Below are 20,193 nucleotides of genomic sequence, written 5' to 3'. Positions count from 1 at the left end.
CTGATACGGCCGGCTTTGTTAGCCTGTCCGGGTCGCCAACCAGAAGGACAGCATGGATGACCAAGCTTCTCCTGATTGCCGCCGGCCTCGGCCTCGCCGTTTCCGGAGCCCAGGCATGCGAATACCAGAAATCCGTGAAGGCAACCGAGCTCGACAAGACGACGGTGGCGAGCGTCGCCGTTCCGCAGTCCAAGCCGGTCGTCACCCAAGAGGCGGCCGCTGAAAAGCCGCAGGTCGAAAAGACCGTCGAATAGCCGCAACATTCGCCGTCGCGCAGGACCTGCCGGCGGCTTGAAAATCCGGACGATCCAGGGAACGCCGCGCCCAGCGCGGCGTTCCCTTTTTTCGTTGCGGGAGAAACGTTCAACTCCACGTGAAACCGAATCGCCGGTCGTGCGTTGTGTCGTCATCGCAACCGATGGAGGACCAGCCATGGCCAACCCTCAGCGCGTGCCGGATCCCCGGCGCGATGACCCCATCAACCCGGTTCCCCCGCTCGGGGCCGACCCGATGGGTGAGCGTCTGACCCCGACGAACGGGCACGATCCGCATGTCGACAACCGCACCGTCGTCGCCGAGCGCTCGCGCGGCAGCGGCGTCCTGATCGCGGTCGTCGTGCTGGTTCTGGCGGTGATCGCCTATTTCATCTTCGCGCCTGGCGCGGAGAACACGCCGGGAACGGCCGATCAGCCGGCAACGACGACGACCGAACCGGCAACGCCGGCGCCCGACGCAACGGCGCCCGCCCCGGCTCCTGACGCCGCGGCTCCGGCTCCGGACGCTGCGGCTCCCGCGACCCCGGCTCCCGATGCGACGGCCCCGGCCGCGCCCGCGACGCCGGCTCCGAGCGAGACCGCTCCGGCCACGCCGCCCGCCGACAGCACGGCTCCGGCACCGGATGCGACGGCTCCCGCCGCCCCGGCACCGGCCGAACCTGCCCCGGCTCCGGCGCAGTAAGGGCGACGCTCAAGGCTGAACGACAAGCGGCCCGCTTCGGCGGGCCGCTCAAGTGCGTCTGAATATCCTTCCGGACAGAGGCTGGCGCCGGTCACATGTGGATCGGCTTGAAGAAAGTCGCCAGCGCGGCCTCCTTTACCGCTTCCGACATGGTCGGATGCGCATGGCAGGTGCGGGCCAGATCCTCGGAGGAGCCGCCGAACTCCATCAGCACGGCGATCTCGTGGATCATCTCGCCGGCGCCGAAGCCGACGATGTGTCCACCGAGCACCCGGTCCGTCGCCTTGTCGGCCAGGATCTTCACGAAGCCGTCGGTGTGCAGCATGGCGCGGGCGCGGCCGTTGGCGGTGAACGGGAACTTTCCGACCTTGTAGTCGATGCCGGCCTTCTTTAGCTCCTCCTCGGTCCTGCCGACCGAGGCGACCTCGGGGCTGGTATAGACCACGCTCGGAATGACGTCGTAGTTCACATGGCCCTTCTGGCCGGCGATGGTCTCGGCAACCGCGACGCCCTCGTCCTCGGCCTTGTGGGCGAGCATCGGCCCGGCGATGGCGTCGCCGATGGCATAGATGCCGGGCACGTTGGTCCGCAGGTGCTGGTCGGTCTTGACGCGGCCGCGCTCGTCCAGCTCCACGCCGGCCTCGGCGAGGCCGAGGCCGTCGGTATAGGGACGGCGGCCGGTGGCGACCAGCACCACGTCGGCCTCGATGGTCTCTGCGTCGCCGCCCTTGACCGGCTCGAAGGTCACTTTCGCGCCCTTCTTGATCTTCTCCACGCCCGTGACCTTGGAGCCCAGGCGGATGTCGAAACCCTGCTTGGCCAGCATACGGCCGAACTGTTTCGCCACCTCGCCGTCCATGCCGCCGAGCACCGTGTCCAGATATTCGACGACGGTGACTTTCGAGCCGAGGCGGCCCCAGACGGAGCCGAGCTCAAGGCCGATGACGCCGCCGCCGACGACGATGAGGTGCGCCGGCGGCTTCTCCAGCGACAGCGCGCCGGTGGAGGAGACGATCACCTTCTCGTCGATGTCGACCTCGACGCCGGGGATGCCGGCGACGTCGGAGCCGGTGGCGATCACGATCGCCTTTGTCTCCAACTCCTGCGTGCCGCCGCCTTCCAGCGCGACCGAGACTTTTCCGGCCGAGACGATGCGGCCGGTGCCCTGGATGCCGTCGATCTTGTTCTTCTTGAACAGGAAGGCGACGCCGTTGACGTTGGAGGCGACGGTGGCGTCCTTGTGCTCCATCATCTTCTTGAGGTTGAGCCTGGGCTTGCCGACTTCGACGCCGAGCGCCTCCAGGCCGTGGCCGGCCTCGGCGAACATCTCCGACGCGTGCAGCAGCGCCTTGGAGGGGATGCAGCCGATGTTGAGGCAGGTGCCGCCATAGGTGGCGCGCTTCTCCACCACCGCCACCTTGAGGCCGAGCTGCGCCGCCTTGATGGCGCAGACATAGCCCCCCGGGCCGCTTCCGATGACAACGACGTCATAAGCCATGAACCTGTCCTTCCGTCTGGGCGGTCAGCGCCCGCCGCTCACGTTGAGAATCGCGCCCGTCGTATAGGACGCGCCGTCCGACAAAAGCCAGAGGATCGCGTCGGCGATTTCCTCGGGATTGCCCTCGCGCTTCACCGGCACCAGCCCGCGCATGGCGGCGACCCGGTCGGGCTGTCCGCCGGAGGCATGAATGTCCGTGCCGACGATGCCGGGCCTGACCGCGTTGACGCGGATGCCTTCCTCCGCCACCTCGCGCGCCAGGCCGAGGGTGAAGGAATCGATCGCGCCCTTGGTGGCGGCATAGTCGACATATTCGCCCGCTCCGCCGATGACGGCGGCGATGGACGACACGTTGACGATGGCGCCGCCCTTGCCGCCGTGCCTTGTCGACATGCGCCTGACCGCCTCGCGGGCGCACAGGATCGGGCCTATGACGTTGATGCGCATCATGCGCTCCAGCCGTGCGAGGCTGACGGCGTCGACGCGCGCCTTGCGGTCGACGACGCCGGCATTGTTGACCAGCGCGTCGATGCGGCCGAGCTCCCGGTCGACCGTCTCGAACATGGAGAGCACGTCGGCCTCGCTTCCGATGTCGCCCTTGACGGCAATCGCGTCGCCGCCGCCTCGGCGGATCGTGTCGACGACGGCGTCGGCGGAGGCGGTGTCGGAGACGTAGTTGACGGCGACGCGGTAGCCCCGCTTTGCCGCGAGCAGGCAGGTGGCGGCGCCGATGCCGCGGCCGCCGCCGGTGACCAGCAGTACCTTGCCCGCCTTGCTCATTCCTGGCAGCCGCTCATGGTGAAGACATCCTGGGGGAGCCTGTCGAAGCCGTTTTCGCCAAAGGCGGGCGACAGGCGCAGCGCATGGGCGAGGTCGGACAGGATCAGCGTCGGCGGCGCCGGCGTGCCTTCGGCCGGCAGCAGCCCGACCGCCCCCTGCTTGTCGACGGTATAGATGACGCCCTGCCACAGCGTGCAGGCTTCAAGCTCCTCGCCGGTGGCGTCGCCCACCGGGCAGTCGCGGCCGACGATGCCGTTCGGCCGCGCCACCTCGGCGCTCCACATCACCATGCCGTCCATGACCGTCTCGCCGACGATCAGGCGGAAGCTGTTGGTGACGGCGGCGCTCTGGCCGGTGGGGCGGAATTCGAGCTCGGCGACGCCGTCGATGTCGCGATAGGTGGCGAGCTCGACCGGGCAGGCGGCGAAGGCGGGGGAGGGGAGGAGGGCGGCGAGTGCCGCTCTCAGGAGGAACGCAAGATGCGCGAAGGGTCGCGCCTTACGTTGCCCCCCTCTGTCCTGCCGGACATCTCCCCCACAAGGGGGGAGGGCAATCGCATATGAGTTTACCCCCACCCCTAACCCCTCCCCACAAGGGGGAGGGGGACCGGCTTTCGTCTCCGCCAGGCGCCAATCGTCGACGGCTTTGCGTGGCATGGCTGCCGCGAAGTCCCCCTCCCCCTTGTGGGGAGGGGTTAGGGGTGGGGGTACAAGGCGGCAGAACCCATCTATCGCCCCCCCTTGCGGGGGAGATGTCCGGCAGGACAGAGGGGGGTGGGACGAAGAGCCGATCCGATCAAGCCATGACCGCATCTTGGCCAACTTGCGGCCGCCTCTCATCCCGCCTTCGCCAGCGGCGCGTTGAAGGCCCAGACATGGCCGAACGGGTCGCGGATCTTGCCGTAGCGGGCGCCCCAGAACTGGTCGGCCACCGGCATGGTGATCTCCGCTCCGGCCGAGGCGGCCCGGCGCACGGCGCGGTCGACGTCGATCGGCGAGCGCAGGTTGATGCTGATCGTCAGCCCGGCGCCGCCGCGCGTTTCCGGCGAAAAGACGTCCGGCGAGAACTCCGGGAACTCGTCGTGCAGCATCACCTCCGAGCCGAACATGGACAGGTTGGCATGCAGCACCCGCTCGCCGTCCTCGGCGATCTGCTCGAAGGTCTCGACCGCCCCGAACGCCTTCTCGTACCAGGCGATCGCCTCCTGCCCGCGCTTCACGCACAGATGCACCTGAATGGGCGGGATGTCCGGTTCGAAAGCCATGTGCCCCTTTCATCGTGTGGTCCAGGCCCGCCAACTGTAGCGGACGCGGCACGAAACGGAAGGCACAGCTTGCGAGGCGCGCCAGTCCAGCGGGAAAGACGTTGCTCATGCGACCAGGCGGACGAGCATCAGCACGAGGCCGAGGATCGAGACGTTCCACGCGACGGTGCGCAGGACGGGCACGCCCGCGGCATAGAGCGGGAGATAGACGACGCGCGCGGCGAGCCAAATCCAGGCGCCGGCAGCACCCAGCCCGCCGGACTTGCCGGTGACCACCAGCGCCAGCGCCAGAGCGACGAAGGCCGGGTAGGTTTCGAGCAGGTTGCGCAATGCCCGGGCGAGCCGGCCGGCGATCACGCTCTTCGAGACGCGGCCCTCGTCGCGCGGGCCGGCGAGATATTTCGGGCCGAGATCGTAGGTGGCGAGCGCCTGTGCGATCACCTGCACGATCAGCAGGACGACGCTCCAGGCGAGGACGGTGATTTCGGTGGAGGCTGCTGCGGCTTCCATTCCTGCCTTCCTTTCACTCGCCCGGGAGACTCTCGTCCACCATCCACACGGCGCTGAGGAAATAATCTATTTCATGCGCAACATGCTTCGTGCCCTCGACAGGAAGGACAGCCACCTCGTAGCCAAGCGTGAGCCGCCGAGGCTCGTCAATCAATTCGATGGTAATCGTCCGATCCAGTCCCGCGCCGACGGGGCCGCTTAATTCAGCCTTGTGGAGGAATGCCAGAGCATCCGGCAAAGCGTGCAGTTCGAGAGGTGAGGCTCCCCCGAAATTCACTGGATGCCTGCCAGCGTCCAGCGCAAGCTTGCCCGTCCACCGCACGATCTCACCACCGAACCCGAAGAAAGAACGGCCTGGAAGCAGTTTGATATGCCTTAGCCGAAAATCCGGGCTGAAAAAGAACTCGCAATTGATCCCGTAGATGCACCAAGGGGACGCCGGATCGGCGTGCCGGAAATGGTTGTCCGCCCGAATATCCTCCGGCTCGACCAGCGCGCGCACGGCGTCGCGATTCATGACGCCGAGCTCCATCGGCCCTGACTGACCTGTTTTCAGCAACAAGAAGAGATCTATGGGTTCAACGATCTCGACCATCTACCGCTGCAACCGTTGTAGCCGTCGGGCAACCAAAGACAGGACGACCAGCACGCCGGCAGCCACGACCCCCACATGGCCGAGCCACAGAAGCGGAAACGCTTCCACAGGCGTACCGATCCCCGAGTAGATCCACGCCATCCCCGCGCCATAGAGCACCAAGCCCCCCAGACCGATCCAAAGCGCGTAGCGGCGCATCAGGCGGATTGCGGTCTCGAGCTGGCCGTCAACCATTTCGGCGGTCCGTTACAAATCCAGCACGAGCCTTTCCGGGTCCTCCAGGCTCTCCTTGACCCGCACCAGGAAGGTCACGGCTTCCTTGCCGTCGACGATGCGGTGGTCGTAGCTGAGCGCCAGGTACATCATCGGACGGATGACGATCTGGCCCCCGACCACCACCGGCCGCTCCTGGATCTTGTGCATGCCCAAGATGCCGGACTGCGGGGCGTTGAGGATCGGCGTCGACATCAGCGAACCGTAGACGCCGCCATTGGAGATGGTGAAGGTGCCGCCCTGCATGTCGGCGACCGACAGCTTTCCGTCGCGCGCGGCGAGGCCGAGCCGGCCGATCTCCTTCTCGATCTCGGCGATCGACATGGCGTCGGCATTGCGCACCACAGGGACGACGAGACCCTTTTCGGTGCCGACGGCGACGCCGATATGGGCGAAATTCTTGTAGATGATGTCGGTGCCGTCGATCTCGGCGTTGACGGCCGGGATCTCCTTCAGCGCGTGGGTGACGGCCTTGGTGAAGAAGCCCATGAAGCCGAGCTTCACGCCGTGCTTCTTCTCGAACACGTCCTTGTATTTGGCGCGCAGGTCCATCACCGCCTTCATGTCCACCTCGTTGAAGGTGGTGAGCATGGCGGCGCTGGTCTGCGCCTCCTTCAGCCGGCGCGCGATGGTCTGGCGCAGTTTCGTCATGCGCACGCGTTCTTCGCGCGTCTCGTCCTCGGCCGGCGAGGGGGCGCGGGCCGCGGCCGGCGCGGGCGGCGCCTTCGGCGTCTCCACCGGCTGCGACGGGGCACCCCGGGCGATCGCCTCCAGCACGTCGCCCTTCAGCACCTGGCCGCGCTTGCCGGAGCCCTGCACCTGATCGACGGCGATGTTGGCTTCCGCCAGCAGTTTTGCGGCGGACGGGGCGGGAGGCATCTTGCGCTCGGTCACCGGGCCGGCGTCGCCGGCGGTGTCGGCGGTCTTTGCGGCCGCGTCCTTCGTGGTGGAGGCGCCGGACGCGCCGGCGGCCTGGGCCACCGCTTCCGGCTTGGCCTCGGCGGACTTCGGCGCTTCCGCGGGCTTCGCTCCTTCGGCCTTGGCGGGTGCTGCGGCGCCGTCGCCGATCGAGCCGAGCAGGGCGCCGACGCCGACGGTCTCGCCTTCCTTGACGGCGATCTCCGACAGCGTGCCGGCGGCGGGCGCCGGCACCTCGACGGTCACCTTGTCGGTCTCCAGCTCCAGCAGCGGCTCGTCGACGGCGATTGCGTCGCCGACCTTCTTGAACCACTTGCCGATGGTGGCCTCGGTGACGGATTCGCCGAGGGTGGGGACGCGGATTTCGCTGGCCATCTTGCTTCCTGCCCTTCTGGGACCTTTGGTGTCAGAAATTATTCGCCGAGGGCGTCGTCGAGGAATGCCTGGAGCTGCTCCAGATGCTTCGACATCATGCCGGTCGCCGGCGAGGCGGCGGCGGGCCGGCCCGTGTAGCGCACACGCTGGTGCTTGGCGTCGATATGGGCGAGCACCCATTCCAGATAGGGGTCGATGAAGGACCATGCGCCCATGTTCTTGGGCTCCTCCTGGCACCAAACCATCTCGGCGCCGCGGAAGCGCGACAGCTCGTTGATCAGCGCCTTGGCCGGGAACGGGTAGAGCTGCTCGAGGCGCAGCAGGTAGACATCGTTGACACCGCGCTTCTCGCGCTCCTCGTAAAGATCGTAATAGACCTTGCCGGAGCACATGACGACGCGGCGGATCTTCGAATCCTTGACCAGCTTGACGCCTTCGGCGCCGCCGATCGCCTGCGCGTCGTCCCACAGCAGGCGGTGGAACGTGCTCTCGCCCGACATCTCCGACAGGCTGGACACGGCGCGCTTGTGGCGCAGCAGCGACTTCGGCGTCATCAGCACCAGCGGCTTGCGGAAGTCGCGCTTGAGCTGGCGGCGCAGGATGTGGAAATAGTTCGCCGGCGTGGTGACGTTGGCGACCTGCATGTTGTCCTCGGCGCAGAGCTGCAGGAAACGTTCCAGGCGGGCCGAGGAATGCTCCGGCCCCTGGCCCTCGTAGCCGTGCGGCAAGAGGCAGACCAGGCCGGACATCCTGAGCCATTTGCGCTCGCCCGACGAGATGAACTGGTCGAACACCACCTGGGCGCCGTTGGCGAAGTCGCCGAACTGCGCCTCCCACAGCGTCAGCGCCCGCGGCTCGGCCAGGCTGTAGCCGTATTCGAAGCCGAGCACGGCCTCTTCCGACAGCATCGAGTTGATGACCTCGTAGCCGGCCTGCGCCGGCGAGAGGTTGTTCAGCGGGATGTAGCGGGTCTCGTCGCGCTGGTCGTAAAGCACCGAATGGCGCTGCGAGAAGGTGCCGCGCTCCGAATCCTGGCCGGACAGGCGCACCGGGTTGCCGTCGAGCAGGATGGCGCCGAAGGCGAGCGCCTCGGCGGTCGACCAGTCGAGCCCCTCGCCGGAATCGATCATCTTGCGGCGCGCCTCGAGGAAGCGGCCGATGGTGCGATGCACCTCGAAATCCTTCGGCGTGTCGGTGAGCTTGCGGCCGATCTCCTTCAGCGTCTTCAGCGGCACGGCGGTCTTGCCGCGGCGCTGCTCGTCCTGGTTGTCGGCCTTGCGCAGGCCGGACCACACGCCGTCCAGCCAGTCGGCCTTGTTGGGCCGGTAGGCCTGGCCGGCCTCGAACTCGGTCTCCAGCCTGGCGCGCCAGTCGGCCCGCATCCGCTCGAAATCGGCCTGGCCGAGCAGGCCTTCGCCGATCAGCTTGTCGGCGTAGATCTGCACCGTCGTCTTCTGGGTGCGGATCTTGCGGTACATGAGCGGCTGGGTGAAGGCCGGCTCGTCGCCCTCGTTGTGGCCGAAGCGGCGGTAGCAGAACATGTCGACCACCACCGGCTTGTGGAACTTCATCCGGAACTCGGTGGCGATCTTGGCGGCGTAGACCACCGCCTCGGGATCGTCGCCGTTGACGTGGAAGATCGGCGCCTCGATCATCTTGGCGACGTCGGACGGATAGGGCGAGGAGCGCGAGAAGCGCGGATTGGTGGTGAAGCCGATCTGGTTGTTGATGATGACGTGCAGCGTGCCGGCGACGCGATGGCCCTTGAGGCCGGAGAGGCCGAGGCACTCGGCGACCACGCCCTGGCCGGCGAAGGCGGCGTCGCCATGCAGCAGGAGCGGCATCACCTTGGCGCGTTCCTCCAGCGGCACGATCTCCTCGCGGGCGCGGCCGTAGAGCTGGTCCTGCTTGGCGCGCGCCTTGCCCATGACGACCGGGTCGACGATCTCCAGATGCGAGGGGTTGGCCGTCAGCGACAGGTGCACCTTGTTGCCGTCGAACTCGCGGTCGGAGGAGGCGCCGAGGTGGTACTTCACGTCGCCCGAGCCTTCGACGTCGTCGGGGGCGGCCGAGCCGCCCTTGAACTCGTGGAAGATCGCCCGGTGGGGCTTGGCCATCACCTGCGACAGCACGTTGAGACGGCCGCGATGGGCCATGCCGAGCACGATCTCCTTGAGGCCGAGCTGGCCGCCGCGCTTGACGATCTGCTCCAGCGCCGGGATCAGCGACTCGCCGCCGTCGAGGCCGAAGCGCTTGGTGCCCTTGTACTTGACGTCGATGAACTGCTCGAAGCCTTCCGCCTCGATCAGCTTCTGCAGGATCGCCATCTTGCCTTCCGGCGTGAAGGCGATGCCCTTGTCCGGGCCCTCGATGCGCTCCTGGATCCAGGCCTTCTCGACGGGGTCGGAGATGTGCATGAACTCGACGCCGAGCGTCGAGCAGTAGGTGCGGTTGAGGATCTCCAGCATCTGCCGGATGGTGGCGTATTCCAGCCCCAGCACGTTGTCGATGAAGATCGGCCGGTCGTAGTCGGCCTCGGTGAAGCCGTAGGTGGTGGGCGACAGCTCGTTATAGTCCTCGATCGGCTTGGCGATGCCGAGCGGATCGAGATTGGCGTGCAAATGGCCGCGCATGCGGTAGGCGCGGATCATCATGATGGCGCGCACGGAATCGCGGGTGGCGCCGAGCACCTCGGCGTCCGTCATGATCGGGCCGTCGGCGGCAGCCTTGTCCTTGACCTTCTTCTCGACCCGCTTCTCCAGCGCCGGCCAGTCGCCGTCGAGCGCCGAGACCAGCTCGCCATTGGCGACGATCGGCCAGCCGGGCTTGGACCAGGAGGCGCCCTGCGCGTTCTTCCTGACGTCGCCGGAGTCGTCCTTCAGCGCGCCGAAGAAATCCCGCCATTCCGGCGCTACCGACTGCGGATCGTCCTCATAGGCGGCCTGCAGCTGCTCGATATAGTCGGCATTGCCGCCATAGAGGAACGAGGTGAGGGAAAACTGGTCGTTGGCCGTATCGTTGCGTGCCATGCATGTCCCGGAGCGCCGGCTCCGTCTCCTTTCAAGAGCGAATAGGGAGTAGCGAATAGCGAATAGCGAATAGGGAAAAATGGTGTCCCGCCCGCTTCGCTTTCTTCCCTATTCGCTACTCCCTATTCGCTATTCGCTCTCTCACCCGTAATCGCCTCGACCAGCGTCGTGCCGAGGCGGGCCGGCGAGGGAGACACGCGGATGCCCGCCGCCTCCATCGCCGCGATCTTGTCTTCCGCGCCGCCTTTGCCGCCGGATATCACCGCGCCGGCATGGCCCATGGTGCGGCCGGGAGGGGCGGTGCGGCCGGCGATGAAGCCCGCCATCGGCTTGCTTCGGCCCTTCTTCGCCTCGTCCCTGATGAACTGCGCCGCGTCCTCTTCCGCCGAGCCGCCGATCTCGCCGATCATGATGATCGACCTGGTCTCGTCGTCGGCCAGGAACATCTCGAGGATGTCGATGAATTCCGTGCCTTTCACCGGGTCGCCGCCGATGCCGACCGCGGTCGACTGGCCGAGCCCTTCGTTCGTCGTCTGGAACACCGCTTCATAGGTAAGCGTTCCCGAGCGCGAGACAACGCCCACAGAACCCTTGCGGAAGATGTTGCCGGGCATGATGCCGATCTTGCACTCGTCCGGGGTGACGATGCCCGGGCAGTTCGGCCCGATCAGGCGCGACTTCGACTTGTCGAGCTTTGCCTTGACCTGGACCATGTCGAGCACCGGGATGCCCTCGGTGATGCAGACGATCAGCGGGATCTCCGCCTCGATCGCCTCGATGATTGCCGCCGCCGCGCCCGCAGGTGGCACGTAGACGACCGAGGCGTTGGCGCCGGTCTTCTCCTTGCCTTCGGCGACGGTGGCGAAGATCGGCAGCGACACGCTGCCGTCCCAGAAGGTCCCGCCCTTCTTGGGATTGATGCCGCCGACCATTTTTGTGCCGTGATAGGCCAGCGCCTGCTCGGTATGGAACGTGCCGGTGTTGCCGGTCAGGCCCTGCACGAGGATCTTCGTGTTCTTGTCGATGAGGATGGACATTGGGAATGAGGTCTCCAAGAACGTCAGATATCGGTTGCGACTTGTTGGTTCGGCTTCGCGGATTGTCGAAAGCTGTGATGACGCAAGATCAGGCCCGTGGACCAAAATGCGATCAAAAGGGCGGGCACGACGAAGAGAAATGCGGCCGCCGTAGCGCCGATGCATTCGCTCTCATTGATCCGACAAGTCGATGACAGGCCGTTGATCCACGATAGGACATTGAACGCCAATGCCGCGAACGCCAAAATTGATGCTAGCTGGCCGTGATAGCGCAACCGCGGCGAAAGCGCGATCGCGAGCAATACAATAACAGGCAGCAGGATCGATAATGTCATCACCAGCGGAATCACGGATTCATCCGACATGACACCGTGCCTCAGACAAATGGATTGACGGCACGCACGGAGCCGTAAACCTGGTTGTGGTTGAGGTCTTCGGTGTAGAAAATCGGCGCGCCAAGCCGCTCGGCGGCGGCAAGCAGCGCTGCGTCGTAGTAATTGATCCGATAGCGGCGAGCGAAGTCGAGGCCGGCACGCACGTAAATTTCATCGACCGGGACCGACGGGCATGTCCCAAGGAAAACAAGCCAGCGGTCGAGCGCATCATCGGTGAGCAGAGATTTACGACGGCATACCGACGTAAACTCGGCCATGATCTGGCCGGACGTGGCAAAGAGCGAACCCAGGACGAGGGTTTCTGCAACAGGAGAGCGTCGTGGATCACGATTCGCCCTCATTGAAGCCGCGTAAATCAGGACGTTCGAGTCGAGAAAGTATGCGGTTTTCTCGTTCTTCATAGGCGTCCATTCGATTCCAGACATAGGGTTCGCCGCCAGTATCTTTAGCCGCAGCGGCCTTTGCTTCCTCGATCAACTGCCGCATGCCCTCGCGTGCCCAGGCAATCCGATCGGCTTGCTCGACTTCATGTTCCAACAGCGAACGCACCATCGCGTTGAGCGTGGTCTTGCGCTTCTCCGCCAGGGATCGCGCCTGCTCCAGAAGCGTCTCATCGATTGCCAACGTCACATTCTTCATGGTCGCCTCCACATAATCACACAGGGAGTATATGTGTGATTATGTGTAAAATGTCCATCTCTGCTACAGTCTCTTCAACTCGGTGACCGTCAGGTCACTCTTGGCATTTCCGGTGTTCAGCGTCGTCGCCGGCTCGAACATCAGCACGACCGGCTCCTCGGTCAGCGAGCGCGGGCGGTGCTCGACGCCGCGCGGCACCACGATGAAGTCGCCCTCGCCGAGCTCGACCGGCCCGTCGCGGAAATCGATGGCGATCTTTCCGCGCAGCACCAGGAACGCCTCGTCTTCATGTTCATGCGCGTGCCAGTCGAAACTCTTGCCGAATTTTGCGACCTTGGCCTGGCTGTCGTTAATGTCGCCGGCGATGTGCGGATCGAAGACCTTTTCGATCTTCCGGTCCGCTGCTTCGACGAGGTTTATCTTGCGGGGCGGCATGGCCTCAGACCTTTCCGACGGCAGCTATTAGCAACGCTACAGCGGCGCCTACAAATCCACCCATGCCGATAGCCGTCCAAACGTTGGTAAATGCCCAGACCAACCAAGCCCGTCCAGCAGCCTCGCCAGCGCTTGGTTTGGGGTCTGAATTCCACGCATTTCTACTCGTCAGCTTGCCAGCAACCGCCGTTTGCGCTCGACGCATGAGATATCGCACTGCGAAGCCGAGGCATCCCATCAGGAACAGCCCAACAGCGAGGCTGATGGTGCTCGGCTCAACCGTCACCGCCTACCCCTTCACCGCCTTCACGATCTTCTGCGCCGCATCATCCAGATCGTCGGCGGAAATCACGTTCAGCCCGCTCTCGTTGATGATCTTCTTGCCGAGTTCGACATTGGTGCCTTCCAGGCGTACCACCAGCGGCACCTTGAGCCCGACTTCCTTCACCGCCGCGATCACGCCCTCGGCGATGATGTCGCACTTCATGATGCCGCCGAAGATGTTGACCAGGATGCCTTTCACGGCCGGGTCGGCGGTGATGATCTTGAAGGCAGCCGTCACCTTCTCCTTCGACGCGCCGCCGCCGACGTCGAGGAAGTTGGCGGGCTCGGCGCCGTAGAGTTTGATGATGTCCATGGTGGCCATCGCCAGGCCGGCGCCGTTCACCATGCAGCCGATATTGCCGTCGAGGGCGACATAGGCGAGGTCGTATTTGGAGGCCTCGATCTCCTTCTCGTCCTCCTCGGTGGTGTCGCGCAGCTCGACCACGTCGGGGTGGCGGAACAGCGCGTTGTTGTCGAACGAGACTTTCGCGTCGAGCAGCCGCAGCCGGCCGTTCTTCATGACGATCAGCGGGTTGACCTCGAGCAGGCTCATGTCCTTGTCGACGAAGGCCTTGTAGAGCGTCGGAAACACCATCTCGCCGTCCTTCGCCGCGTCGCCGTCGAGTTTCAGCGCGGCGTTGAGCGCCTTCACATCCTCGGCGGTCACGCCCTTTTCGGGATCGACGGCCACGGTGATGATCTTTTCCGGGGTGTCGTGGGCGACGGCCTCGATGTCCATGCCGCCCTCGGTCGAGACGACGAAGGCGATGCGGCCGACCGAGCGGTCGACCAGCAGCGACAGATAGAGCTCGCGGTCGATGTCGGCGCCGTCCTCGATGTAGAGGCGGTTCACCTGCTTGCCGGCCGGGCCGGTCTGCTTGGTCACCAGCGTGTTGCCGAGCATCTCGTTGACGTTGGCGACCACGTCGTCGACCGACTTCGCCAGCCGCACGCCGCCCTTGGCGTCCGGCGACAGCTCCTTGAACTTGCCCTTGCCGCGGCCGCCGGCATGGATCTGGCTCTTCACCACATAGAGCGGGCCAGGCAGCGACTTCGCGGCCGCCGCCGCCTCGCCGGCCTTGAGGATCGCCACGCCCTCGGCGACCGGCAGGCCAAAACCCTTTAGAAGCTGCTTGCCCTGGTATTCGTGGATGTTCATTGCTGAGAATCCTCTCTCGGCCAGATTTTTGTGCCAGCCACGACAATCTTGTCGGACTTCAGGAACTGTGTCGCGATTTTCGTCAAAAAGGGGCGGTGCTGTATCAACTTCTCGTCGATGGCAATCGTGAAGCCTTTGTCCTGGTTGCCGCAAACAATAACGTGGCCTGCTTCACGGGCTGGCTTTGAGGAGTCGGCGAATTGGAAGGTCGCACCTTCTACATGACCAGCGACTTCCATCTCTACCGGGAGTTCGTCGTTGGGGCGCAGCGAAAAGGAAACTTTCACTTTGACATCGCCTACCCGAAAGCTGCGGTAAACAGGATCGATCTCTGTAATGCGTACGAGTAGGGACCGAAAATCCTTGGAAACATTCCCGGAATCAACGAGCTTTTCGCCGCTTCTGTATTGAGCGGAGCCAGTCGCTATCCGGCCTTCTTCCCATTTATTATACGACTTACAATCCTCCTGGCCCTTTCCTGCAAATGCGTACCCGCTCGCTAAAGCGAACACTGCAAACGCAACTGGAAAGACCTTGGAGAAGCGCATGTTGCCTAAGACTTCAAGCTCGGCGCGATGCCTTCGCAGGCCTCGCATAGCCCCTTCACGGCGGCGACCGACTTTTCGAACATGGCCTGCTCGGCCTTGTTGAAGTCGAGCTCGATGATGCGCTCGACGCCGCCGGCGCCGATCACCACCGGCACGCCGACATACATGTCCTTCACGCCGTACTGGCCGCTGAGATAGGCCGCGCAGGGCAGCACGCGCTTCTTGTCCTTGAGGTAGCTCTCGGCCATGGCGATCGCCGAGGCCGCCGGGGCGTAATAGGCCGAGCCGGTCTTCAAGAGGCCGACGATCTCGCCGCCGCCCTTGCGGGTGCGCTCGACGATGGCGTCCAGCTTCTCCTGGCTGGTCCAGCCCATCTTGACCAGGTCGGGCAGCGGGATGCCAGCGACGGTGGAGTAGCGCACCATCGGCACCATGTCGTCGCCATGGCCGCCCAGCGTCATGGCGCCGACGTCCTCGACCGACACCTTGAATTCTTCCGAGAGGAAGTAGCGAAAGCGCGCCGAATCCAGCACGCCGGCCATGCCGACGACCTGGCTCTTGGGCAGGCCGGAAAACTTCTGCAGCGCCCACACCATGGCGTCGAGCGGGTTGGTGATGCAGATGACGAAGGCGTTCGGGGCATATTTGCGGATGCCGGCGCCCACCTGCTCCATGACCTTGAGATTGATGCCGAGCAGGTCGTCGCGGCTCATGCCGGGCTTGCGCGGCACGCCGGCGGTGACGATGCAGACGTCGGCGCCCTCGATGCCGACATAGTCGTTGATGCCGACATAGCTTGCGTCGAAACCCTCGACGGTGGAGGACTGGGCGATGTCGAGGCCCTTGCCCTGCGGAATGCCCTCGGCGATGTCGAACAACACCACGTCGCCGAGTTCCTTGAGGCCGATCAGATGGGCGAGCGTGCCGCCGATCATGCCGGACCCGATGAGAGCGATCTTGCTGCGTGCCATTCGGAACGAACCCCTGTCTTTGAAACGTCGCGGAAAACGCGGTAGAAGCTGACGGGCCCGGAGAAAAGCCCGAACGTCGCGATGCCATAGACCCGACCGCTGTAATATTCAACCGATTATTTTGAGCCCAATACTTTCAATCGGTTAGATTGATTGGTATTTACGTAAACGTCAAAACTATAACCACCGCGCGGCGGAGGAGCGGTCATGCCGGTCGAGATCAGGCAGGTGCATCCTGGCGACGAGGCGCTGTTCGAGCGGATCGCCGCCGACGTTTTCGACGCGCCGGTGAGGCCCGGCCGGCTGTCGGCCTATCTCGCCGGGCCCGGGCACATCATGATCGTGGCGCTCGACGACGGCGTCATCGTCGGCCAGGCGGCGGGCGTCGTGCATCGCCACCCCGACAAGCCGACCGAGCTTTATGTCGACGAGGTCGGCGTCGCGCCGGCCCGGCAGCGGCAGGGCATCGCCCGCCGGATGCTCGACGAGCTTTTCGCCATCGGCCGCTCGCTCGGCTGCGAGGAGGCGTGGGTCGGGACCGAGCCGGACAATGTTCCGGCGCGGCGGTTCTATGAGACGCGGCCCGAGACGGCAGAGCCGGCGCAGGATTTTGTGATGTATGTCTACGAGCTTTGACGGGTTGTTCGAAGGTAACGACTCGGATTGGAAATACTTGTCGGCTCCCTCGACGCAGCTCGAAACTGGCTTTGCGGCGCCGCCGAATAGGTTTTCTTCATCGGCTTTGGCTTCGCCACCTCCGAGGCCTGGATTCCCGACACTCTCCGCTCGCTCACGAGGTCGGGAATGACGACATCGATTGATGCCTGCGATAATCGTCAGCGTCCTTCCGCCGGTCGTCAACGTCGGCGATTGGCTGAAGCAGACCATAACTGTCGTCATTCCCGACCTCGTGAGCGAGCGATAGCGAGCGGAGAGTGTCGGGAATCCAGGCCTCGGAGGTGGTGAAAGCCAAAGCCGATGAAGAACCTGCCACTTCGGAATGGGGCCGCCCGCCCATTGCGGGGTGGAATGCGATAGCCGTCGGTCGCGGGAGGGGTGTCGCCCTGAGTTTGTCGAGGGCGACAGTGAAGGTCGACACGTATTGCTACCCGAGTTAGGGAGCCGGGCTGGAGGGGACAGTTTACTTTCTTTCGGCAGAAAGGCCGCGGCGGTTCAGATGCCGCGCGGGCCGAAAAAAGTAAACTGTCCCCGGCGCTTGCGTCAGCTCGCCGCCGCCTGCAGTCCCGCGCCGGTGTGCCGCTCCGCCCAGTCCCGCAGCCAGTCCCTGCTCTGCATCTCGATCAGGCGCGAGGCCGTGCGGTCGAACTCGAAGGCTTCGGTCACGCCCGGACGGCCGGCATAGAGCTCGTCGGGCGAGGCGGCGGCGCTGAGGACCAGGCGGATGCGCCGGTCGTACAGCGTGTCGATCAGCAGAATCAAGCGCTTGGTCGGGTTGCGCAGGGTGGGGTCGAGCACCGGGATGCGGTCGATGAAGATGGTGGAATAGCGCGCGGCGATGGCGAGGTAGTCGCGGGCGCCCAGCGGATTTTCGCAGAGATCGGCGAAGCTGAAGCGGGCGGCCTCGCCACTCGCCGCCGGCACGGGGATCTCGCGGCCCTTGAGCGCGATGCTGTCGGGCGCGGCGCGCCGGCCATGCGTCATCGCCTCCCATGCCTCGTCCATCAGGCGGTCCGCCTCAGGCCCGAGCGGGGTGACGTAGACGGGCATGCGGTTGAGCTTTTCCATGCGGTAGTCGGTGTCGGAATCAAGGCTCGCCACGTCGGCATGCCGCTTCAGGATGTCGATGAAGGGCAGGAACAGCGCACGGTTCAGGCCGTCGCGGTAGAGGTCGTCCGGGGCGACGTTGGAGGTGGCGACCAGCACGACGCCGTTGGAAAACAGGGCCGAGAACAGCCGCGACAGCACCATGGCGTCGGCGATGTCGGTGACGGTGAACTCGTCGAAGCACAGAAGCTGGGTCTCGTCGGCGATCGCGCGCGCCACCGGCGGGATCGGATCGTATTCGCGGACCTTGCCTTCCTTGCGCGCTTGCCGGTGTTTTTGGATGCGGTCGTGCACCTCGGCCATGAAGTCGTTGAAATGCACCCGGCGCTTGCGGCGCATCGGCACCAGCGCGAAGAACAGGTCCATCAGCATGGTCTTGCCGCGGCCGACGCCGCCATGGATGTAGAGCCCCTTGACGCCGGAGGCTTCCGGCTTCCTGGCGAACAGCCAGCCGAGCGCGCTCGACTTGCGGGCGAGCCGCCTGGCGCCGAGCGCGTCGAGCAGGCGGTCGAGCGCCTTGACGATGCGCTCCTGTGCCGGATCGCGCGTCACCGCGCCGGTGTCGACCAGATGGTCGTAGCGCTGCCGCACCGTGACATGCGCCTGGATGCCGTCGCGCAGGTGCATGGTGTGGTCCTGGGGTATTCTGGATCAGCGGCTGAGCGAGATCGGCACGCCGCTTTCGGTCTGGCCGTCGAATTTTTCGCTGCCCGAGGAATAGAGCCTGGCCATGACGCCGCCGTTCTCGTCGTAGAGCGACAGCTGCTTGCCGGCGACGTTCCACGACTTCACCCCGTCGACCGGGGCAGGGCAGCGCAGCGGCCCGGCGCGGAAGCCGGAGCCGAACTTCGTCTGCGATGTGGCGATCTTGCAGCTCTGGCCGGAGACGGCGACGTTCCAGACGCCGCCGACGGTGGACGGCGTCAGGTCGGGCGCGTTGGCGGGCGGCGCGGCGGGAGCGGCCGGGGTGGCGGCCGCCGTCTGGGCGGGCGGTGTCGTCGTCGGCGCCGTCGGGAACTGCGCCGGATTGGTTGGGGCCGAGGGCGGCGGCAGCGAGCCGGAGGTGACGGAGCCGGACGGCGCGGCCGGCAGCGGCTCGGGCCGGGTATCGACGGGCGATGATAGGCGCGAGCTCTGGCATCCGCTCAGCGCCAGCGCCGCAAACGCCGCCAACAGGACGCCTGTCCTTGAAAAAGTCATTCCCGACCTCCTGCGGAATCTCGACCGCATCACCCGATCACAGAAGCCGCCATTGCTGAAGCGATAATTGGGCGGAATTTCAACCGGTCGTGATTAACATACGGTTTCCGAGAGGATTCGTTGCAATAATGTCGCAATGCCGCCGCCGCGGGCGAGGGGCGGGACCGCGGCGGGAACAAAGCTTCGGCGCCGTCCGTTGATGCTCCCGAGCGGAGGCATCTTTCATGATCAAATGGATTCTCATTCTCCTGGTGGTCGCGGCGGTGGCCAGCCTGCTCGGCTTCCACACGCTGGCCGGCGCGGCGGCGACGGGCGCGCGCATCCTGATCGCCATCGTGCTCATCCTGTTCCTGCTGGTCATCCTCGGCGTCATCGCCATCGCCTGAGCGCGGGAACCCCCGGCGCACTGGTAATTCGCACGGCTTTCCGCCATATAGGCGCCAACCGCAGACGAGACGTTTGAACCCATGGCGCGCGCACCCTTCGCCAAGATGAACGGGCTCGGCAACGAGATCATCGTTGCCGACATGCGTTCGCGCGCCGACCGGGTGACGGCAACCGCGGCGGTGGCGCTCAACGCCGATCCGGCGACGAAATTCGACCAGATCATGGCGATCCACGACGCGCGCACGCCCGGCACCGACTGGTTCGTCGACATCCTCAACTCCGACGGCTCGTCGGCCCAGGCCTGCGGCAACGGCATGCGCTGCGTGGTGCAGGCGCTCGCCGCCGAGACCGGCCGAAAAATGTTCACCTTCGAGACGGTGGCGGGCATCCTCAACGCCGAGGAGCATGCCGACGGCACCATTTCGGTCGACATGGGCAGGCCGAAATTCGGCTGGCGGGAGATTCCGCTGGCGGAGGAATTCCGCGACACCCGTGCCATCGAGCTGCAGATCGGGCCTATCGACGCGCCGGTGCTGCATTCGCCCTCGGTTGTGTCGATGGGCAACCCGCACGCCATCTTCTGGGTCGATCGCGACGTCTGGTCCTACGAGCTCGACCGCTTCGGCCCGCTGCTCGAAAACCACCCGGTCTTTCCCGAGCGCGCCAACATCACCATCGCAGGGGTCACCGGGGCGGACCAGCTCACCATCCGCACCTGGGAGCGCGGCGCCGGGCTGACCAAGGCCTGCGGTTCGGCCGCCTGCGCTGCCGCCGTCGCGGCTGCGCGCACCCGCAGGACCGGACGCCAGGTTTCCATCATCGCGCCGGGCGGGCCGCTTTCGGTGGAATGGCGCGGCGACGACCATGTCGTGCTGACCGGCCCGGCCGAATGGGAGTTTTCCGGCAGCTTCGATCCCGCCACCGGCACCTGGGCCCGCGACACGGAGAGCGCGGCCTGATGATGTGCTCGACTTGTACCCCCACCCCTGTGCAACCGATCAGATGCTTGACATTATGGACCGGGCACATGGTTGACACTTTGGCTGCCGGCGTTTGGTGTATGGGTGTTGGTTTGCTTCGGCCTCGGTGGCCCGAAGCGGCGGAATTTTCCGGT

24 protein-coding genes are annotated in these 20,193 nt (G+C 65.3%); 5 read left to right on the top strand and 19 right to left on the bottom strand.

Going from position 1 to position 20,193, the window contains the following annotated elements:
• Positions 1-56: 56 nt before the first annotated feature.
• Together C7I84_RS14465 and C7I84_RS30360 are read left to right on the top strand one after the other, a co-directional pair.
• The gene (locus tag C7I84_RS14465) at positions 57-254 is read left to right on the top strand and encodes a hypothetical protein (protein ID WP_106772913.1); all 198 of its coding nucleotides are present in this window, start codon (positions 57-59) and stop codon (positions 252-254) included.
• 178 nt (positions 255-432) lie between these two features.
• Positions 433-957, top strand: a complete 525-nt coding sequence (locus tag C7I84_RS30360) for a hypothetical protein (RefSeq protein ID WP_207771006.1) — start codon at positions 433-435, stop codon at positions 955-957.
• A gap of 91 nt (positions 958-1,048) precedes the next feature.
• Here the strand turns inward: C7I84_RS30360 and lpdA are convergent, their stop codons facing one another.
• The 17 genes from lpdA to mdh form a co-directional block, all read right to left on the bottom strand.
• Positions 1,049-2,455 carry a dihydrolipoyl dehydrogenase gene (lpdA, locus tag C7I84_RS14455; RefSeq protein WP_106772912.1) on the bottom strand — a complete coding sequence of 469 codons (1,407 nt, stop codon included), beginning with the start codon at positions 2,453-2,455 and terminating at the stop codon, positions 1,049-1,051.
• Positions 2,456-2,479: 24 nt separating this feature from the next.
• Positions 2,480-3,235, bottom strand: a complete 756-nt coding sequence (locus C7I84_RS14450; protein ID WP_106772911.1) for an SDR family oxidoreductase — start codon at positions 3,233-3,235, stop codon at positions 2,480-2,482.
• Positions 3,232-3,810 carry a hypothetical protein gene (locus C7I84_RS14445; RefSeq protein WP_342587166.1) on the bottom strand — a complete coding sequence of 193 codons (579 nt, stop codon included), beginning with the start codon at positions 3,808-3,810 and terminating at the stop codon, positions 3,232-3,234. Before C7I84_RS14445 ends, C7I84_RS14450 begins: the two co-directional genes overlap by 4 nt.
• Before the next feature lie 260 nt (positions 3,811-4,070).
• The gene (locus C7I84_RS14435; protein ID WP_106772910.1) at positions 4,071-4,499 is read right to left on the bottom strand and encodes a VOC family protein; all 429 of its coding nucleotides are present in this window, start codon (positions 4,497-4,499) and stop codon (positions 4,071-4,073) included.
• Between the two features lie 105 nt (positions 4,500-4,604).
• Positions 4,605-5,009: an MAPEG family protein gene (locus tag C7I84_RS14430; RefSeq protein WP_106772909.1), complete on the bottom strand. Its 405-nt coding sequence runs from the start codon at positions 5,007-5,009 to the stop codon at positions 4,605-4,607.
• A 13-nt stretch (positions 5,010-5,022) separates the two neighbouring features.
• Entirely contained in the window at positions 5,023-5,604 is a 582-nt protein-coding gene (locus C7I84_RS14425; protein WP_106772908.1) for a hypothetical protein, read from the bottom strand.
• Positions 5,605-5,838 carry a hypothetical protein gene (locus tag C7I84_RS14420; protein WP_106772907.1) on the bottom strand — a complete coding sequence of 78 codons (234 nt, stop codon included), beginning with the start codon at positions 5,836-5,838 and terminating at the stop codon, positions 5,605-5,607.
• Between the two features lie 12 nt (positions 5,839-5,850).
• Positions 5,851-7,170 carry a 2-oxoglutarate dehydrogenase complex dihydrolipoyllysine-residue succinyltransferase gene (odhB, locus tag C7I84_RS14415; RefSeq protein WP_106772906.1) on the bottom strand — a complete coding sequence of 440 codons (1,320 nt, stop codon included), beginning with the start codon at positions 7,168-7,170 and terminating at the stop codon, positions 5,851-5,853.
• A 38-nt stretch (positions 7,171-7,208) separates the two neighbouring features.
• The gene (locus C7I84_RS14410; protein ID WP_106772905.1) at positions 7,209-10,199 is read right to left on the bottom strand and encodes a 2-oxoglutarate dehydrogenase E1 component; all 2,991 of its coding nucleotides are present in this window, start codon (positions 10,197-10,199) and stop codon (positions 7,209-7,211) included.
• A gap of 122 nt (positions 10,200-10,321) precedes the next feature.
• On the bottom strand, positions 10,322-11,236 hold the full coding sequence (gene sucD / locus C7I84_RS14405; protein ID WP_106772904.1) for a succinate--CoA ligase subunit alpha: 915 nt from the start codon (positions 11,234-11,236) through the stop codon (positions 10,322-10,324).
• A gap of 23 nt (positions 11,237-11,259) precedes the next feature.
• Positions 11,260-11,601: a hypothetical protein gene (locus C7I84_RS14400; protein WP_106772903.1), complete on the bottom strand. Its 342-nt coding sequence runs from the start codon at positions 11,599-11,601 to the stop codon at positions 11,260-11,262.
• 11 nt (positions 11,602-11,612) lie between these two features.
• Positions 11,613-12,032, bottom strand: coding sequence for a PIN domain-containing protein (locus C7I84_RS14395; RefSeq protein ID WP_165816079.1), 420 nt, complete (start codon positions 12,030-12,032; stop codon positions 11,613-11,615).
• Positions 11,956-12,270, bottom strand: coding sequence for a hypothetical protein (locus C7I84_RS29700; protein ID WP_133170099.1), 315 nt, complete (start codon positions 12,268-12,270; stop codon positions 11,956-11,958). The genes C7I84_RS14395 and C7I84_RS29700 overlap by 77 nt, the downstream gene beginning before the upstream one ends.
• A gap of 63 nt (positions 12,271-12,333) precedes the next feature.
• Positions 12,334-12,705 (bottom strand): cupin domain-containing protein, encoded by a 372-nt coding sequence (locus C7I84_RS14390; RefSeq protein WP_106772901.1) that lies wholly within the window; start codon positions 12,703-12,705, stop codon positions 12,334-12,336.
• A 289-nt stretch (positions 12,706-12,994) separates the two neighbouring features.
• Entirely contained in the window at positions 12,995-14,188 is a 1,194-nt protein-coding gene (gene sucC / locus C7I84_RS14385; protein WP_106772900.1) for an ADP-forming succinate--CoA ligase subunit beta, read from the bottom strand.
• Entirely contained in the window at positions 14,185-14,736 is a 552-nt protein-coding gene (locus C7I84_RS14380; protein WP_106772899.1) for a hypothetical protein, read from the bottom strand. The genes sucC and C7I84_RS14380 overlap by 4 nt, the downstream gene beginning before the upstream one ends.
• A gap of 5 nt (positions 14,737-14,741) precedes the next feature.
• The gene (gene mdh / locus C7I84_RS14375) at positions 14,742-15,707 is read right to left on the bottom strand and encodes a malate dehydrogenase (protein ID WP_106772898.1); all 966 of its coding nucleotides are present in this window, start codon (positions 15,705-15,707) and stop codon (positions 14,742-14,744) included.
• A gap of 207 nt (positions 15,708-15,914) precedes the next feature.
• Here mdh and C7I84_RS14370 point away from each other — a divergent pair, with 207 nt between their 5' ends.
• Positions 15,915-16,343, top strand: a complete 429-nt coding sequence (locus tag C7I84_RS14370; RefSeq protein WP_106772897.1) for a GNAT family N-acetyltransferase — start codon at positions 15,915-15,917, stop codon at positions 16,341-16,343.
• A gap of 585 nt (positions 16,344-16,928) precedes the next feature.
• Here C7I84_RS14370 and zapE read toward each other — a convergent pair.
• Together zapE and C7I84_RS14360 are read right to left on the bottom strand one after the other, a co-directional pair.
• The gene (gene zapE, locus C7I84_RS14365) at positions 16,929-18,119 is read right to left on the bottom strand and encodes a cell division protein ZapE (RefSeq protein WP_106772896.1); all 1,191 of its coding nucleotides are present in this window, start codon (positions 18,117-18,119) and stop codon (positions 16,929-16,931) included.
• 24 nt (positions 18,120-18,143) lie between these two features.
• The gene (locus C7I84_RS14360; RefSeq protein WP_106772895.1) at positions 18,144-18,692 is read right to left on the bottom strand and encodes a protease inhibitor Inh/omp19 family protein; all 549 of its coding nucleotides are present in this window, start codon (positions 18,690-18,692) and stop codon (positions 18,144-18,146) included.
• Positions 18,693-18,916: 224 nt separating this feature from the next.
• Between C7I84_RS14360 and C7I84_RS14355 the strand changes: the two genes are divergently transcribed.
• Positions 18,917-19,078 (top strand): DUF1328 family protein, encoded by a 162-nt coding sequence (locus C7I84_RS14355; RefSeq protein ID WP_106772894.1) that lies wholly within the window; start codon positions 18,917-18,919, stop codon positions 19,076-19,078.
• 81 nt (positions 19,079-19,159) lie between these two features.
• Entirely contained in the window at positions 19,160-20,038 is an 879-nt protein-coding gene (dapF, locus tag C7I84_RS14350) for a diaminopimelate epimerase (protein ID WP_106772893.1), read from the top strand.
• Positions 20,039-20,193: the final 155 nt, after the last annotated feature.

The organism is Kumtagia ephedrae (genome assembly GCF_003012745.1).
GTDB lineage: Bacteria > Pseudomonadota > Alphaproteobacteria > Rhizobiales > Rhizobiaceae > Kumtagia > Kumtagia ephedrae.
Note: the sequence above shows the minus strand (reverse complement) of the source record. Positions and strands in the feature narration are given on the sequence as shown.